The organism is Sphingomonas sp. LH128 (assembly GCF_000293195.2).
Classification (GTDB): domain Bacteria; phylum Pseudomonadota; class Alphaproteobacteria; order Sphingomonadales; family Sphingomonadaceae; genus Novosphingobium; species Novosphingobium resinovorum_A.
Window position 1 is genome coordinate 87,357 of record NZ_ALVC01000140.1, and the last position, 13,908, is coordinate 101,264.

General features: G+C 64.9%; 15 protein-coding genes. All 15 read right to left on the reverse strand.

What is annotated here, in order from left to right; genetic code table 11:
- Nucleotides 1–12 precede the first annotated feature (12 nt).
- On the reverse strand, nucleotides 13–1,476 hold the full coding sequence (locus LH128_RS12260; protein ID WP_008829953.1) for a conjugal transfer protein TraH: 1,464 nt from the start codon (nucleotides 1,474–1,476) through the stop codon (nucleotides 13–15).
- On the reverse strand, nucleotides 1,476–2,291 hold the full coding sequence (locus tag LH128_RS12265) for a conjugal transfer protein TraF (protein WP_008829954.1): 816 nt from the start codon (nucleotides 2,289–2,291) through the stop codon (nucleotides 1,476–1,478). Before LH128_RS12265 ends, LH128_RS12260 begins: the two co-directional genes overlap by 1 nt.
- A gap of 215 nt (nucleotides 2,292–2,506) precedes the next feature.
- Nucleotides 2,507–2,842, reverse strand: coding sequence for a hypothetical protein (locus tag LH128_RS12270; RefSeq protein WP_008829955.1), 336 nt, complete (start codon nucleotides 2,840–2,842; stop codon nucleotides 2,507–2,509).
- Nucleotides 2,843–2,879: 37 nt separating this feature from the next.
- Nucleotides 2,880–4,742 carry a conjugal transfer protein TraN gene (locus LH128_RS12275; protein WP_008829956.1) on the reverse strand — a complete coding sequence of 621 codons (1,863 nt, stop codon included), beginning with the start codon at nucleotides 4,740–4,742 and terminating at the stop codon, nucleotides 2,880–2,882.
- The gene (gene trbC / locus LH128_RS12280) at nucleotides 4,742–5,485 is read right to left on the reverse strand and encodes a type-F conjugative transfer system pilin assembly protein TrbC (RefSeq protein ID WP_008829957.1); all 744 of its coding nucleotides are present in this window, start codon (nucleotides 5,483–5,485) and stop codon (nucleotides 4,742–4,744) included. Before trbC ends, LH128_RS12275 begins: the two co-directional genes overlap by 1 nt.
- Before the next feature lie 10 nt (nucleotides 5,486–5,495).
- Nucleotides 5,496–6,518: a conjugal transfer pilus assembly protein TraU gene (gene traU, locus LH128_RS12285; protein ID WP_008829958.1), complete on the reverse strand. Its 1,023-nt coding sequence runs from the start codon at nucleotides 6,516–6,518 to the stop codon at nucleotides 5,496–5,498.
- Nucleotides 6,515–6,787 carry a hypothetical protein gene (locus tag LH128_RS12290; protein ID WP_008829959.1) on the reverse strand — a complete coding sequence of 91 codons (273 nt, stop codon included), beginning with the start codon at nucleotides 6,785–6,787 and terminating at the stop codon, nucleotides 6,515–6,517. The genes traU and LH128_RS12290 overlap by 4 nt, the downstream gene beginning before the upstream one ends.
- Nucleotides 6,787–7,440: a type-F conjugative transfer system protein TraW gene (traW, locus tag LH128_RS12295; RefSeq protein WP_008829960.1), complete on the reverse strand. Its 654-nt coding sequence runs from the start codon at nucleotides 7,438–7,440 to the stop codon at nucleotides 6,787–6,789. Before traW ends, LH128_RS12290 begins: the two co-directional genes overlap by 1 nt.
- Nucleotides 7,437–7,985 (reverse strand): S26 family signal peptidase, encoded by a 549-nt coding sequence (locus tag LH128_RS12300; RefSeq protein ID WP_037519178.1) that lies wholly within the window; start codon nucleotides 7,983–7,985, stop codon nucleotides 7,437–7,439. The genes traW and LH128_RS12300 overlap by 4 nt, the downstream gene beginning before the upstream one ends.
- Nucleotides 7,966–8,613 carry a TrbI F-type domain-containing protein gene (locus LH128_RS12305; protein ID WP_008829962.1) on the reverse strand — a complete coding sequence of 216 codons (648 nt, stop codon included), beginning with the start codon at nucleotides 8,611–8,613 and terminating at the stop codon, nucleotides 7,966–7,968. The genes LH128_RS12300 and LH128_RS12305 overlap by 20 nt, the downstream gene beginning before the upstream one ends.
- Entirely contained in the window at nucleotides 8,606–8,980 is a 375-nt protein-coding gene (locus tag LH128_RS12310) for a hypothetical protein (protein WP_008829963.1), read from the reverse strand. The genes LH128_RS12305 and LH128_RS12310 overlap by 8 nt, the downstream gene beginning before the upstream one ends.
- Nucleotides 8,981–8,985: 5 nt before the next feature.
- On the reverse strand, nucleotides 8,986–11,580 hold the full coding sequence (gene traC, locus LH128_RS12315; protein WP_008829964.1) for a type IV secretion system protein TraC: 2,595 nt from the start codon (nucleotides 11,578–11,580) through the stop codon (nucleotides 8,986–8,988).
- Nucleotide 11,581: 1 nt separating this feature from the next.
- Nucleotides 11,582–12,595 carry a TraV family lipoprotein gene (locus LH128_RS12320; protein ID WP_037519179.1) on the reverse strand — a complete coding sequence of 338 codons (1,014 nt, stop codon included), beginning with the start codon at nucleotides 12,593–12,595 and terminating at the stop codon, nucleotides 11,582–11,584.
- Nucleotides 12,571–13,449, reverse strand: a complete 879-nt coding sequence (locus LH128_RS12325) for a DsbC family protein (protein ID WP_008829966.1) — start codon at nucleotides 13,447–13,449, stop codon at nucleotides 12,571–12,573. The genes LH128_RS12320 and LH128_RS12325 overlap by 25 nt, the downstream gene beginning before the upstream one ends.
- The coding region (locus LH128_RS12330) for a TraB/VirB10 family protein (protein ID WP_008829967.1) at nucleotides 13,436–13,908 on the reverse strand (473 nt) is incomplete at its 5' end. The genes LH128_RS12330 and LH128_RS12325, both read right to left, overlap by 14 nt.

Below are 13,908 nucleotides of genomic sequence, written 5' to 3' on the forward strand. Positions count from 1 at the left end.
TGCTCCCCGGCTTCAGTTCAGCCCCTGCGAGCTCAGCCCGCGCGAGAAGGTCAGCGCCGAGGCCATTCCCGGCGTCATCGAATTCTGCAGGGTGGACTCGAGCATCATGCTGCGGTTGATGAGCTGCATCGTGACCTGCAGCTTGTTGTTGAGCTTGACGTCGCGCTGCGCGTATTTCGCGCGAGCCGCGGCGATCTGCGCCTTCCACTGGACCGCGGTAGCCTGGTCGAAGGTCTGGTAGTGGACCTGGCTTTGCTCGACCCGGTCCATCATATTGTCGAGCATAGCAGTGAGCAGGTCGACCGCGACGATTTCTGACATTGCCTGGATCTCGCCGGGCGACAGCGAGTAATGCGCATAAGCCTGGACGCTCAGGATCTTGAAAATCGGCACGGTCGCGATGTTCAGAAGCTGCTTTTCCGCGGCATCGAGAGGCGTGTCGCTGCGGATCTTGTCGTTCATTGACTGGATCAGCGCTTCGATCCGGGGGCGCAACGCGGACGATGCTGGCACCGACAGCGTCTGCTCGCCGACCTCGTAGCAGTTCTCGTCATTGCATTTGAGGAGCTTCACCGGCGGCGCATCGGCCGTACCATCCAGAAGCGCAGTCACCACGGCGTCTTCGGCCGGGCCGATCATCACGACCTTGCCGCCGACACTCGGATCGTCCGACGGCTTCGTGATTACCGTGCCGACCAGGGTCATGATGAATTCGGAAAAGCTCTGGTCGAATGCTCCAAACTTCCCTGCCTTCTTCAAGGCCTCCCAGGTATAGTTATGCGGCTCGCCAACAAGTTGGTCCTGCATCGACGCATCGCTGTTTCCGGCGATCGTGTTATCGCGCTGGTTGCCATTGTTGCAGCCCTGCCGTGAGGCGGCCCAGTCCGAGAATATGCCCTGGCTGTTGCCGATGGCTTCGCAGATGGTCGAGCGGGTGGTGTCCATCTGCGGCCAGATGCCGCCAACCAGCGCCTGGGCGGTCTCGCAGCTCGAGATGTTCATCTGGTTGAGGAGCTGCGCCTTCTGGCTGAACTCGTCCATCACCTTGCCGATTTCCGGAGAGACGGAATCAATCGCGAGCTTGAAGGCAAAGCCAAGTGCGTTGTTGGCGGTGGCCTTGAGCATCGCCACGATCTCGGAGGCGTTGATGAATGAGAAGGACCCCGAAAAGAGGTCGATGCCGCCGCAGCCCGCTCGGGCGCTGGGCAACTGCAGGTTGAACGGCGACACCGACTTTTGCGGGAAGCGCGTCCAGACATTGCCCATCGAATAGTAGCCGGCCGACTGGCCCTGGAAGGCGCTTGGGCCCGTCACATTGGCCGCACCGCCCGCGTCGTTGAAGAAGCTGTTCATCTGGCCCGCGACATCGGCATGGGCAACGCCCACCAGCGCGAAATGCGATGCCGCCAATAAGGCGGCGCCATGAGAGAGGCGCCGGATCGCCGCCCGCGCCCGTCCGGAACTCTTGCGTGCCATCAGTAGTCACTCCCCACCTTGGTGTTGGTGAGCATGAAGATCCGGTCCATGATCTCATCGGCGCTGAGGATGCCGTACCCGACCGGGATCGTCCGCTTCGTCTGGGTGTCGAACAGGACCAGCGCCGGCGTTTCGTTGCCGGTCAGTCCCATGCGGGCACGCTGGCCCGTGTCGACGACATAGTTGGGAAATTCCTTGTTTGGGCCGCCGTCCATCGAAACCGCCATGACCGCCATCCGATGGCTGTCGGCGACCGAGCGCAGGATCGGCGCGAAGAGCTCGCAGGCGCCGCAGCTTTGCGCATAGAAATAGAAGAGCCCGTAGCGCTGGCTGAGGCTCGTCAGGACGGCATCCCGATCCGCCTTGCGATTGTCGAGCCAGGCTCGTTTGCCGACCGTCGAAACCGGGCGTTGCAGCGTGTAGTCGATGTCGGGATGCTGCCAGAGAGCGCGCTGCCACGTATCGGCGAAAGTCGAGGCCCGGTCGAGCTGCTCGCGCTGGAAGCGCACATAGGCGATGACATTCTCTTCGGAAGGGTCAAGGATCGCGCGGGCCTTGAGCTCATCAAGTTCTTTCGCGATCGCGGCCATGCGTTCGGCAGCCGAGGGCTCGGGCGCCCGCGGCGACGCCGGGCGGGTCTCGCGCGGCTTGGGTTTCGAGCAATAGAACCATTGCCCCAGGCGGCGCTCGCCACAATAGAAGTCGTCGGGCGATTGCCCGTCGATCGTGTCGCGGCCTGCCCCTGCCTCCTGCGCGTTAACAGCCATGGGCATCAGCGCCAGAACCACTGCGCAAATCCTAGTGAACTTCGACATGGCTCGGGATCCTTTCCTGCGGCTGTGGCGCAGCGGCAAAGTGAGGCGCGGAAGGGCGGGCAGCGGACGGGTCGAGCGCCCGGGTGTGGACGCAGCAATCGGACGGGTCGGCGTCCTTCGCTGCGCGGCACGGCGAACTTCTCGTCGTCGCAGGCTCGGGCGGCGGCTGTGCGCCTGGGCTTGTCAGCGTCAGCACCAAGGCGAAGATGACGGGGTCAAGTATCGGCAGGGCCATTATCCAATTCTCCCCTGGTAAGGCGCAGCACCGACATCATCAGCGCTACGTCGATGAGCCGGGTGCCTTGATCGAGCATCCGGATAATTCCCTCCACGAGCGGCCGCGCAGCGCGGCGGCCCTGCTCGCTCGCCTTCACGGCCTCGCCGACCGGCGTCAGCCAGCCACGGCTCACCATGCCGGGGACCAGCAGCGCGACCTGATCGGCGGGCATGTCGCCGAACCAGCCATGCATGACCGCGATAATCTCGCTTGCTCGGATGGGGGTGCGGGCGCGGAAGGCGCAGACGAAGATCGACAGCTCGAGAACCGTCATCGCGCTTTCGTCCCCGGCATCCCGGGGTAGCCCCGGGTCATTTGCCGTGGAGATCATAGTAATCCTGTATCTTCGACTGAATGTCCGTCATCGTCTGGACTTCGTCGGGAAGCTTTGCTGCATCCAGGAAGTCCGAATAGATTTCGGTGAAATCCATCACCGAGAGGTCGAGCGAGGCGAACTCCTCGATCGTGAAACCCTGGCACTGCTCCTTCTTGGGCGCCCCCCAGGGCTTTCCCAACTGCACCCGGCCCTGCTCCTGGAGGATTCGCGACAGCTTGCTCTCAAAGCAGCAATAGGCCGTGCGCTTGGTCTTGCAGATGCCCAGGAAACTCGATGAGCAGTAGGTGCCCAGATTGTGGCAAAAGCCCATCCGGTCCTTGATATCGAGCCTCATCTCGTCCTGAGAACAGGCGAACAACACGAGGAACGGCGTGGCGAAGGCCGCGATCGCGGCCGGCCCGCCGGCCAGAGCGGCGGCGCCCGCGGCTACCGGCACCAATCCCGAAACCTTGCCGGCACAGCAGTTGATGAGGCCAAATACCGGTTTGTGGCAGGTCTCGCGTGTGCCCGAAAACACCCGATAATTGGTCTCGTCGAACTCCTTGCCGGCCTGGTCGATCGAGTGCAGCGCCACCAGCGCATCCTTGAATTCGGTCGAGGCCTGCCGTTCGATCGGCTCGCAGTCGCCGTTGATGCAATAGACGTCGTCGCCGCAGATATATTGTTGGGCGTCGGCCGAGGTGCCCGACGGCGTCGGGCAGCGATAGATCTTCTCCTGGACCTTGCAGGGGCCGCCGTCAGGATCCTCGTCCAGGCATTCGGTGCGCTGATAGGTGCAACTGCCATTGGCTTCGAGTTCCGAGCAGTCGTTGGCCGACGAAATGGTGTGGCACTGGTAGCTGCGCTGCCACGCCCAGCACGGCTGCGTGACAGGTACACCGTCGACTATCCGGGTAACCGGATCGCTTGCCGTGCAGATCTCCGATTCCAGCGTGCAGTTGCTGTCGCCGGCATAGGCCGCGCAGAGACCCTCGTTGCGGGTGATGACGGGAACCGCCGGTTCCTCCTGCCTGGTCAGCCAGTAGTTGCCGGTCGAAATCACCGTGCCAGGGTGATAGGCGCCCTCCGTAATCCCTTGCGCTTCAGCGCTGCACTTCACCTCAACGGCCGTATGGCCCAGGCTCTTGCAGGTGTCGGCCGCCGTGTAGCCATAGGCCGCCATATTGTCGCAATAGTCGATGGGTCGGCTTTCCCAGCAGACTCCCGAGGCGATTTCATCGTCGAACGCGGCACGGGCCGGATAGGGGCCGCCATCGCTCGGCAGGAAACTTAAACGGCCGGTGTAATAGGTGTAGATCGTCCGCTTATCGGTGCGCACATCCAGATTGACGGCGCAACTGCGGGCGTTGGTCGTTACCTTGGCGCCCGCGTTGCAACTCGCTTCATAATAGCCGCTCGTGCCCGATCCAGGCGGAAGCGCGGTGCAGCTTCCGCTCGTCCCGCCATAAGCCTCTCCCGCCAGATAGGTGGAGGGATCTTCCTCAATGGTGGTCGCGCGATTGGTCGTCGAAAGAATCTCGGCATTGCTGAATGTCGGGCGCACATGGCTGCTGTCGGTCGTGATCTGGTACTGCTCGCTACTCGACTTGAGCGCCTGGGCATCGTTGATCAGCTTGTCCGGATCATCGAAATAGCTGCCCTGCGGGAGGGTCGTCCCCGAGAACCCCGGCACGGCTTCGGCCTGCGCGTTGTCGCTGGGCACCAGGACCGGATTGGCCTTCGCCGCGGTTCCCATCGCCTTTCCCTGCTCGCGCGCTTCCTCCAGCGTGGTCTGCGCCTGCGCGGGGAAGCTGGCCCCGGCTAGGACTGCCAGACTGATTGCAATCGCGAGGCGCATCACCGCTGCGCCCGCATATTTGAGAGGCCAACGGCGGCAACGCTGGCGCCGGGACCATTACCGTCGGCAAAGCTGCTGAGCGCATATTCCACGGTGACATTGCCCGTCATGCGGTCATAGGGCGGCACCTTGGTCTGACAGGAAAAGCCGGCGCACAGGTCGAAATCGGACGACACGGCAACATAGGTCGGGACCGCCTGCACATTGAAGGCTCGGAACAGTCGCGGATCCACGCCGACATTGGCGAATTCGTCCTGGCGCTCGACGATCTGCCCGAGCCGAGCCGAAAACTCCTTCATGCTGTTGTTCGGAAAGCCGCGGAACACCACGACGCCGCCAGCGCGCGCCGTATCGCGGATAAGCGGTTTCAGGGACTGTGGCGGCATCGAGAGACTGGCGAAGACGATGAATTGCGGCGCCTCGCCGCTCTTGACGCTGGCATTGCCGGCGGCGCCTTGCACGATCTCATCGAAGTCGATCGCGCCGTCGGGCCCCTTGGGCAGATCCTTGGCCGCGACCTGTCGCATGTTTTCGGTGCCGGCTTCGCGCACCGCGACGGCCTCCTCGCGGAACTGGTCGCCGCGATCCTTGACGTGGTTCACGAAGGCTTCGGCATCTGCGGCGAGGTCGGCCGAGCGCTTTTTGATGGCTTGCACGTCGAGACCGTCCACGGTCTGGGCGAGCAGCGCCGATACGCCGGCGGTAGCAAGCAGGGCAGTAACGCCCCAGGCAGCGAAACGCATCGACCCCTCCCTACAGGACACAACAGTTGCGCTTGCGCCAGACGAGGTAGCCCATGTCCTCGCCGCCGGCGGGATAGGCGCGACCCGCATCGGGCGGCATTGTGGAAGCCCCGATTGCGGAGCAGGCGAACCGCCCGCTCACGGTCGGGATCGGATTGACCATCTGGAAGCGATATTGCTGCTTGCGCATGATCGGCATGAGGTACTTCTTGCAGAGGCCCTTCGAACCCATCGTCCCCCAGGCCAGCGCCTCGCGGTGCATCTTGTAGGCGAAGCGGGAGACCGCCAGCCGCGACGACTGGACATGGCCGATCGAGGCCGGGACATTGCCGTTGAGCGGGTACATCGAACCCTGGCAGCCCGCGCACCAGAAGAGCGGATCGAGCGGTAGGTTGACCGTTCCGGCAATGCAGTCACCCGCGCAGGCGGCCTGAGCGATTGGATTGGCGAAGATGATCGCTTCCGGGTTGATCAGCGTGGTGAGAGCATCGTCCTGCCAGAGCGGATCGATTTCGGTCATATAGGCGATGTCGAAGCTCGCCTGCTCGAAGCAGACGAAGTCGGTCAGGATCTCCATCCAGTAGAGCAGAGGATAGACGTACCAGTGCACATGCCACTTGGCCGTGCTTTGCGACCGCCCGCCGACCATCGAGGGACCGGCGAGATAGCCCTGCCCGATATCGAACCCGGGGGCGATGCGAATACCGCCCAGGTTGGGGAAGCACCACGGCTTCATCGTCACATCGGCCAGGCGAGCCGGCTCCCAGAAACCGACGGCAATGCCAATGCGCGGCAAAGGATCCGCGCAGGCGCAGACCGGCGAGGCGGGATTGCTGGTATCGGGCCGGCCGCTCGGCCAGATCTTGAGGCCGCCCACCGACAGGGGAAAGAGGCACGACCAGCAGACGTCGGTGATCGGATTGACGAACTTGCCGTTGCAGGTCGGTCCGGCCGCTTGCGCTGGCGCCGCAAAAAGCACCAACGTCAGGAGAAGCGACACAGCGCTGAGCAGGGATCGAAGACCGCGCGTCATTCTCGCTCTCCCAATTGATCGAGATAGGCTGTGTCAGCGCGCTGCTTGCGAGCCAGATACAGCGCTGTGTAGAGCGCCGTGCCGACGAGCAGCGCGAGGGCCACCGCCGCCACGGCCGGGCGGCCGACCCACTGGCGCAGCGGGCCGAACCCACCGACCACGAGCGCGAGAAGGATGCACAACGCCTGCCAGGTCCGGCGCATGCGGCGCAGGTCGCTTGTCTCGGGCGCGGCCATCGGCGTGCGCAGGAGGTCGAGCCACAAGGGCATCAGCCCGCCCTCCCCTTGAGCGCATGTTCGGTGACCCGCATCACGCGGCCCGCCTGGCTGACGACGGCGGGCGTGTGCTCGATGCCGAAGCGGCCAGTAAGCTTGCCTTCCTGGTCGAAATAAAAGCGCCGCTTGCGCTGCGACATCGCCTCGATCGGCGATCCCTTCACGAAGATGATCTTCGCCTTCACGTCGCTAAATTTGCCGCAGGCCCAGGCCAGCTGCTCGGCATTGTCCCCATCGACGAAGACAAGATCCTGATGAATGCCGACGAAATCGAGCGGGTTCACCTTCTGACCCGCCTTTGCGATCATATTCCCCTTCTGGTCGCGGACATCATGGTCGATGCGAACCGAGGGATCGAAATCCCAGCTGCGCGTCTCCTGGGCCGGCGAGATACCGGCGACGGGATCTGGCCGCCGCACTTTGGCCTCGACCCGCTTGGCGAAAAGCGCGTTGGTTCGCGCCAGTTCGCCGCTCGCTTCGGCACGGCGCAGCCGCGCCTCGATCGTCGCGAGCAGGTCAGGCTCGATGATCGGAAAGGCCTGCCCTGCCGTTCCATAGTCGCGCGCCTCGCTGGCGGACCCGGCAAGAAGCAGGGTCGTGCCGCCAAGGCATGCGGTCGTCGCCGCCAGCAGGATGGTGCGCCTCATAGGAGCGGCTCCCCGGTCCCGATAATCTGGCGCGCGCAGACGAATCCGATGTCGGCATAGCGGCTGTCGAACCCGTCCTTGTGCGGCGTCCCGACAAAATAGCAGCCCGCCGGGACTGGCCCGGTCGCGCCGGGCGTCAACAGCTCGCCCAGGCGCGAGGCTCGCTTCATGCGCGCCACCAGGCGCCCGCCGATCAGGACGTCGTTGCCGCTATGGGAAACGACATCGCCGGGGAGACCATAAACCAGCTTGCCGAACATAGCGGGCCGCGCTCCGAAATGGCGATGCACGAGAGCGTTCGCGGGCGGGTCGAAGAAGACATAGTCACCGCGGGCCGGCAGTCGGCCCCGATCGATGAGGAACGCCCAGTTCGGCAAGGATTCGCTCGTGTTGATGAGGAAGGCATGACGATCGCGCCAATCCGCGATCGCGCCCAGAACCACGGTGCCGACCGACAGGAGCCCCAGCGCCGTCCAGAGATGCTTGCGCGGTCGCCAGGCCGTCACCTTCGGGGTTTCGCCCTGGTCACTGAGCAGGGCCGACATCGGGCGCTCCAAAGCTCGAGACGGTGGCTCCCTGGGCGCCAACGGCCGGGGGAATAACGGAGGGGACCGGTTGGGCAGTGGCTTGTGCGGCGCTCGCCGGCGCGGTCATCCGCGGATCCTGCGACACGGGCATCTCGGGCGCCGCCTGCAGGCTCATTTGCTGCAGGCGCTGCAGCTCCTCGGCCGTTATCCGCTTGGGTATCGGCACGCCCGAGGCGTAGACTGCCTTCTTCACCGTTTCCGTGATGTCATCGACATTCTTGCTGAGCACAGCCTCGCCGACGAGGATGACGTCGCCATGGGCGCTGCGACGCGCAAGCTCCTTGTCGAGCGATGCCATGAAGGCCTGCATCTCGGCCTTGACCCGCTCAGGTGGCGATGCCGAGTAGCGCTGCGCCTCGACATATTCGCCGACCAGCTCGGAGAGCTTGACCGAGACGATATGGTCGGGCCGGGCACTCACCTGCCGGGTCACCCACATCGCCCAGACGAGGGACGCGAGCAGCAGGAGCCCGCCCAGCATCTGCCAGCGGGTCAATCCTGCGAAAAGGGCCCGGCGGCGCGAGCGCGTGGCTTTGCCCGACGGCGCGGGGACGGGAGGAAGATCGAGTTCAGTCTGCTCAGCCATGGGAACGGTTCCCTTCAGACACATGACGCGGAATGATGAGATGTCGGCGCAGCACGATGATCGCGCCGGCCAGGAGAAGCTGCGCGCCGGCCAGCACCTGCTTGAAGGATGCGATGCGCGCTGGGTCCGCGGCGACGTAGCGGCTCGCCATATTGGCCAGCTGGTGCATCATGCCGTCGACCGAGAAGCCGCCAATCGCCAGGAAGAAGAGGAAGAACAGTCCCCAGCTGATCAGCAGCGACGACAGGGCGAAACCGAAAAGGTGGAGATACCAATAGAGGATGGTGCGCAGGTCGAGCCGGATGCGCGGGCTAGCCGGGGCCGATGGGCTGGGCTTAAGGGTCTCTTCTCTCGGGATCGTTGCCACCGGGCCTACTCCGCGGCGATTGCGACGTCGGGATCACTCTCCGCGTTCGCCGCCCACTTTTCGGGATTGTCGGGAAAGGCGATGCGCTCGATCGCCTCGTCCATGCTGAGGCCCTCGCCGATCAGCGCCTCGATCCGGGCGAAGGTCTGCGGGCTCGAGGAAAACAATGTGGCCGAATAGGGATCCAGGACCAGGCGGCCTACCGCTAGCGTCTCGGGCCCCTTGATCATGATGTCCGAATATTCGAAGCCGTTGCGCTTCAAGGAGCGCAGCAGCGCATCGGTGTAATCGTCCATCTCGAAGCGATCATGCTTCTTGAAATCGGCTATCGTTTCAGGCTTCTGCTGGAGAATGACGAACCAGTCGCTGTTCTCCAGCGCCGCGATTGACCCCGCCGACTTGTAATAATCGTTGAGCGACTGCGTGGCGGTGACGAGCGAGGCGCCATATTTACGGCAGGTGCGCGCATAGGTCTCGATGAAGTCGGCCATGGCCCCGCCGCGCAGCAGCTGCCAGGCTTCATCCAGCAGCAATGCCTTGGGGATTGCGCGATCGACCTTGCGCATCACCTGCTGCGACATGAACATGATGGCGGTGAGGACCACGCTGCGCAGTTCTTCGCGCGCCGAGAGATCCGAGAGCTCAAAGACGGTGAGCTGCGCCTTCAGTTCGAAGCTGACCTCCCCCTGGAAGAATCGGCCGTAGGTGCCCGCCGCCGAGAAGGGGCGCATCGCAATACCGAGGTCGTGCGCGAGCGCGTTGCCGGTTGCATCGAGCGCCTCGATCACAAGGTCGATCGATCCTCTTCGGCCGTGCGCCTCCCACACCGTGTTGACCGCGCCATCGATGAGGCCGCGCTCGGTATCGTTGAGACGGTCGATGTGGCGCGACATCTGGTTCACGATGGCCTTGAGCATCGCCATGCAGTCGAGCAGATAGTCCTCGTCTTCCGCCGCCTGGGCCTCGTCGATCATCGAGAAGGGATTGAGGCAGAAGCCAGAGCTCATGGTGAATTCGACGAAGGCGCCGCCCTGCAATTTGGCCGAATGCTCGAAGGATCGGCCGTCGTCGATCACGACCACCTTCGCGCCAGCGCCGCACAGCGAGGCGCACAGCTCCTGCAAGGCCACCGACTTGCCCGATCCCGATTTGCCGAAGACCGCGACATTATGGTTGCCCGCCGCGTTTTCGAAGGGTGACCAGAAGAAGGGCTGGCCGCGCCGTCCGACCATCAGGAGATGCGGCACATGGCCGCCCAGATATTCGCCCTGCAGCGGCGCGAGATTGGCTGCGGTGGTGGTGAGCAGCGTGCGCATGCGCTTCATCCGCTCGAGATCGCGCGACAGGCCGTTGGCCATCGTCATGGGCATGGCGCAGAGCAGGCCCATCACCTGCAGGTAGCGGTCGTCGAGCAGGTCCCAGCCCGCCGCGCGGTAGACGGATTTGAGCACGCGTTCGTTGGCGTCGCCGCGCCCCTTGGGCGAGAAGGACGTGACCGAAAAGAACACCCGCACGAGCTTGCGGCCCTGCCGGATCTCGTCGTTGACGAAGCGCCACTCCTGGCTCTGGTCGCGCAGCTGCGGCAGGAATCGCGCCGACTTGGAATCGGCGAGACTCGTCGTCCGCATGAACTTGAAGCTCGCCTTGTTCGATGAGGCCTGGGTGTCCGGATATTCAACGCACAGGTTCGTCGCGACCGGGCACGGCATGCGCAGCTTGTCAGTGAACATGTCGCCCACCAGCTTCGCCATGTCCCAGGGCGCCCAGCGATTGGGCAGGTTGCGCACCGAGAAGGAGCGCACGTCGAAGACATCGGGATAGATTTCGCCGATCTCCGGGGCGCCGTCGTGGACCTTGCCGGTCGGTCGGAACCGCTCGGTGCGCAGCAGCATCCGGTCGGGTTCGACCCGGAGCTCAATGTCGCGGCGAATGGCCTGGTCGGCGATGGGATCGAAGGGATTGTAGCTGACGACGTCCTCACCGGCAGCCGTGGTCGGTGAGGTGATGTCGTCGATCCAGGCGATCAGCGCGACCGGATCCATGCGCCGGGTCGTGACCCCCACCGAAGCCAGCGCGGAGACTAGGCCCTCCATGACCGAGACGATGTCGTCATCGGACACCGACGAGCTCTCGGGCGTCGAATAGGAGATCGCCACGCGGTGATGGCGCAGGCAAAAGGGCGCGTCCTTCGAGAGCGAATGCCATACGCCGTCGCTGAGGAAATCGACCCGGTGCTTGGCCATCCGTTCGTAGACGCCGCGTGCGGCATAGCGCGGCAGATACCATTTGCTCAGCGCCTCACCCACGCGCGGGCTCATCCACTGATGAAACTGGATACAGCCCGGTGCGGGAATGCCTTCGGACAGGAACTGCGTGATGATCTCCGCGGTGCGCTCGTCCGCACCCACCATCGGGGCGGCCTCGATCACGAAACCGCGAGAGGCGCTGTTGTAGAAGATCCCCGTCTTGGGATCGTAGCTGCGATAGGGCAGCCAGTGCGCCAGCATGGGAACGCCGAGCGCGGGCCGGTCATCATCGGGGCGTGCGGCATCGCCGAAGAGCCCCGAGAGCATGCTGTCGAAAAAGCCGCCTTTCGCCATGTCAGTTCTCCTCCGCGACGGCGCCGGGGAATGGGGCTGAATTCACCGTGGGCTTGAGCACCGGCCGCAAGTCGGGCGCCTGCGCGCCCGTGGCTGCTGCCCGCGCACCATCCTGTGCCTGCGACGCCACCGTCTGGTACCGGCTATCGGCTTTCACCCGCGCCGCCGCTTCCGCTCCAGCGGTCGTCTTGGCAGGAGCGCCAGGGACTGCCGCAGCCTGCGGGACGGATGGGACCGCGTGCGCCGACGGCGCAGGCGCTGCCGCGGGAGGAGCAGTCGGTTCGGCGGACGGGGCCGCAGCGCTCACGGGTTGCGCGGGCGTCGCCGCGACCTTGCGCCGCGCCCGCGCATCCGGCCTTGGCGAAAGCCGGGCCGCGACATCGCTCTTGATGCTGGCAACCGGATCTGCCGTCGCACGCGCCCGCGCGGCAGCGACAGCCGCCGGGTCAGGCAGGCCTTCGGCGGGGGAGAGGCGCTCCGTCTCGGCGCGATCGACCGCGTCGGCGAGCGTCTCTCCTGCATAGGTCGCGGCGCGCTCATTGCGGGAGGAGAGGCCAGACGCGTCCGCGATAGCCTGCTGCTGCCACTCACCCTGCGCAACCACAGCATGGACGGCACTCGCCTCGTGCAACCGGCCGCGCTCGTCGATATAGGGCTGGAAGACGATCCGCAGCACTTTCTCCCGTGTGCGGCCCGCCTCTCCGATCGACACCGGCATGCGCCGCGGGCTTGCCACCGCCGTCCGGGCGGCTTTCCCCGCTCCCATGTCGGGATCGCGATAGGGTCCCGCCGGTGACGGCACGGCGTCCGGCGCTTCAGCCGTGATGAGGACCAGTGCCCGGTCGTCGATCGATGACGACGGCGCGCAAATTCCGTCCGGCGCAGGGCAGGAGAAACTCCCCGCGATATTGCTGCCGAACGATGCGCAGCCCCCCATGATTGGCAGGACGGCGAGCGCCAGGCCAGCATGCCAGCGAGTGGCGCGGCCCTTCACGACTTGGCTCCCTTCAGCCATGCTTCCAGCACGTCCTTGGGCCGGTAGCCCTCAAGCATGGCGCCGTCGCTGCGAACGATCACGGGGGTCCCGCTCAGGCCATGGCTGCGGGCGAACTGCTCGTTGGCGTCGAGACCGCGCGTGTCACATTTGCCGCTCTCGAAGGGCGCACCGGAATAGGCGGCGTGAAGCGCCTCTTCCCGGTTCTTGGCGCAATAGACGCGGTCGGCCAGATCCCGGCTGCCCAGGACCGAAATGGGCCTTTCGATGACCTTGACGTCCATGCTGCGCAGCACGCTGGTAAGCGCGCGGCAGTAGCCGCAGCGAAAATCGGTAAAGACCGTGACGGACTGGCTCGATGCCTTGTTGCCCCAGACGATTGCTCCGTCGCGCGGCAGCCCAGCGAGCGACAGCGTGGCCGGGCGCTCCGGCACGGAGACACGGCGCGCGCCGGCTGTCGGTGCGAGGGGAGAAGCGTCCGCCTCGCCGCCGAGCGCGGCCGTCGCATTGGCCTTGGCCGCGCCGCCGACCAGCATGTCGGGGTTCATCTCCAGGAGGCGTGCCGCGGTCACGTCCTGCCGCGTTTCCATATCGTATACCCGGCCGATGACCAGATAACGGGCGCCGCGATCGACATAGAAGAGGTTGGCGCCGGCGGTCACTTCGCACAGCCCTGCGACCTTGGCGCAGTTGACCGCGCTGATCTCGGTCTTGGGCAGCCGGGCCTTGAGCAGGCCCGCGACCTGGCTGTCTTCGGTCGGCACGGCGGCGGCAGCGATGGCTGCAGCGCCCAGTCCCACAACGGGCAGGGCGATGAGGCCATAGCTCCAGGGCGTGCGCGCAACAACGGCGCGAAGGCGATCAGTTACGGACATAGACACCCTCCAGAAAGACGATTTCGACATCGATGCCGGTCGGCATCTCGATCACCGGCTGATATTGTTCGGCGCGCTCGATCAGATATTTCGAGACCATGTCGCCGGTCTGGGCGACGCCTTCCCCGAAGCCACCCTCCAGGATCTCGCCCGCCGAGAGTTTGTCGCGCTTGCCGTTTGTGGTGATGTTGGTGCCCTGGAACACCGAATTGGCGTTTGCGGAGAAACCGCGGCCAAAACCACCGAAGAGGCCGGCAATGAAGGCCTGCGTCACCAGCCCGCCTTCGCGCGAGACCACCCGGCCGCGCACCCCGGTCTTGCCGCCGAAGGCGATGAAGCCCTTGACCTCCGAGACCGCATAGCGGCCGCCGGGCTGCGGACAGGTCATCTTCTGCAGTTTGACGTAGACCTTCTCGGCCGAAAGGTCGCCGCGCGCCGCTCCGTTGATGAGGCAGCCCT

Coding starts and splice junctions, on each gene's coding strand:
- LH128_RS12260 (WP_008829953.1), bottom strand. CDS start 1,476: ATGGCACGCAAGAGTTCCGGACGGGCGCGGGCGGCGATCCGGCGCCTC.
- LH128_RS12265 (WP_008829954.1), bottom strand. CDS start 2,291: ATGTCGAAGTTCACTAGGATTTGCGCAGTGGTTCTGGCGCTGATGCCC.
- LH128_RS12270 (WP_008829955.1), bottom strand. CDS start 2,842: ATGACGGTTCTCGAGCTGTCGATCTTCGTCTGCGCCTTCCGCGCCCGC.
- LH128_RS12275 (WP_008829956.1), bottom strand. CDS start 4,742: ATGCGCCTCGCGATTGCAATCAGTCTGGCAGTCCTAGCCGGGGCCAGC.
- trbC (WP_008829957.1), bottom strand. CDS start 5,485: ATGCGTTTCGCTGCCTGGGGCGTTACTGCCCTGCTTGCTACCGCCGGC.
- traU (WP_008829958.1), bottom strand. CDS start 6,518: ATGACGCGCGGTCTTCGATCCCTGCTCAGCGCTGTGTCGCTTCTCCTG.
- LH128_RS12290 (WP_008829959.1), bottom strand. CDS start 6,787: ATGCCCTTGTGGCTCGACCTCCTGCGCACGCCGATGGCCGCGCCCGAG.
- traW (WP_008829960.1), bottom strand. CDS start 7,440: ATGAGGCGCACCATCCTGCTGGCGGCGACGACCGCATGCCTTGGCGGC.
- LH128_RS12300 (WP_037519178.1), bottom strand. CDS start 7,985: ATGTCGGCCCTGCTCAGTGACCAGGGCGAAACCCCGAAGGTGACGGCC.
- LH128_RS12305 (WP_008829962.1), bottom strand. CDS start 8,613: ATGGCTGAGCAGACTGAACTCGATCTTCCTCCCGTCCCCGCGCCGTCG.
- traC (WP_008829964.1), bottom strand. CDS start 11,580: ATGGCGAAAGGCGGCTTTTTCGACAGCATGCTCTCGGGGCTCTTCGGC.
- LH128_RS12320 (WP_037519179.1), bottom strand. CDS start 12,595: ATGGCTGAAGGGAGCCAAGTCGTGAAGGGCCGCGCCACTCGCTGGCAT.
- LH128_RS12325 (WP_008829966.1), bottom strand. CDS start 13,449: ATGTCCGTAACTGATCGCCTTCGCGCCGTTGTTGCGCGCACGCCCTGG.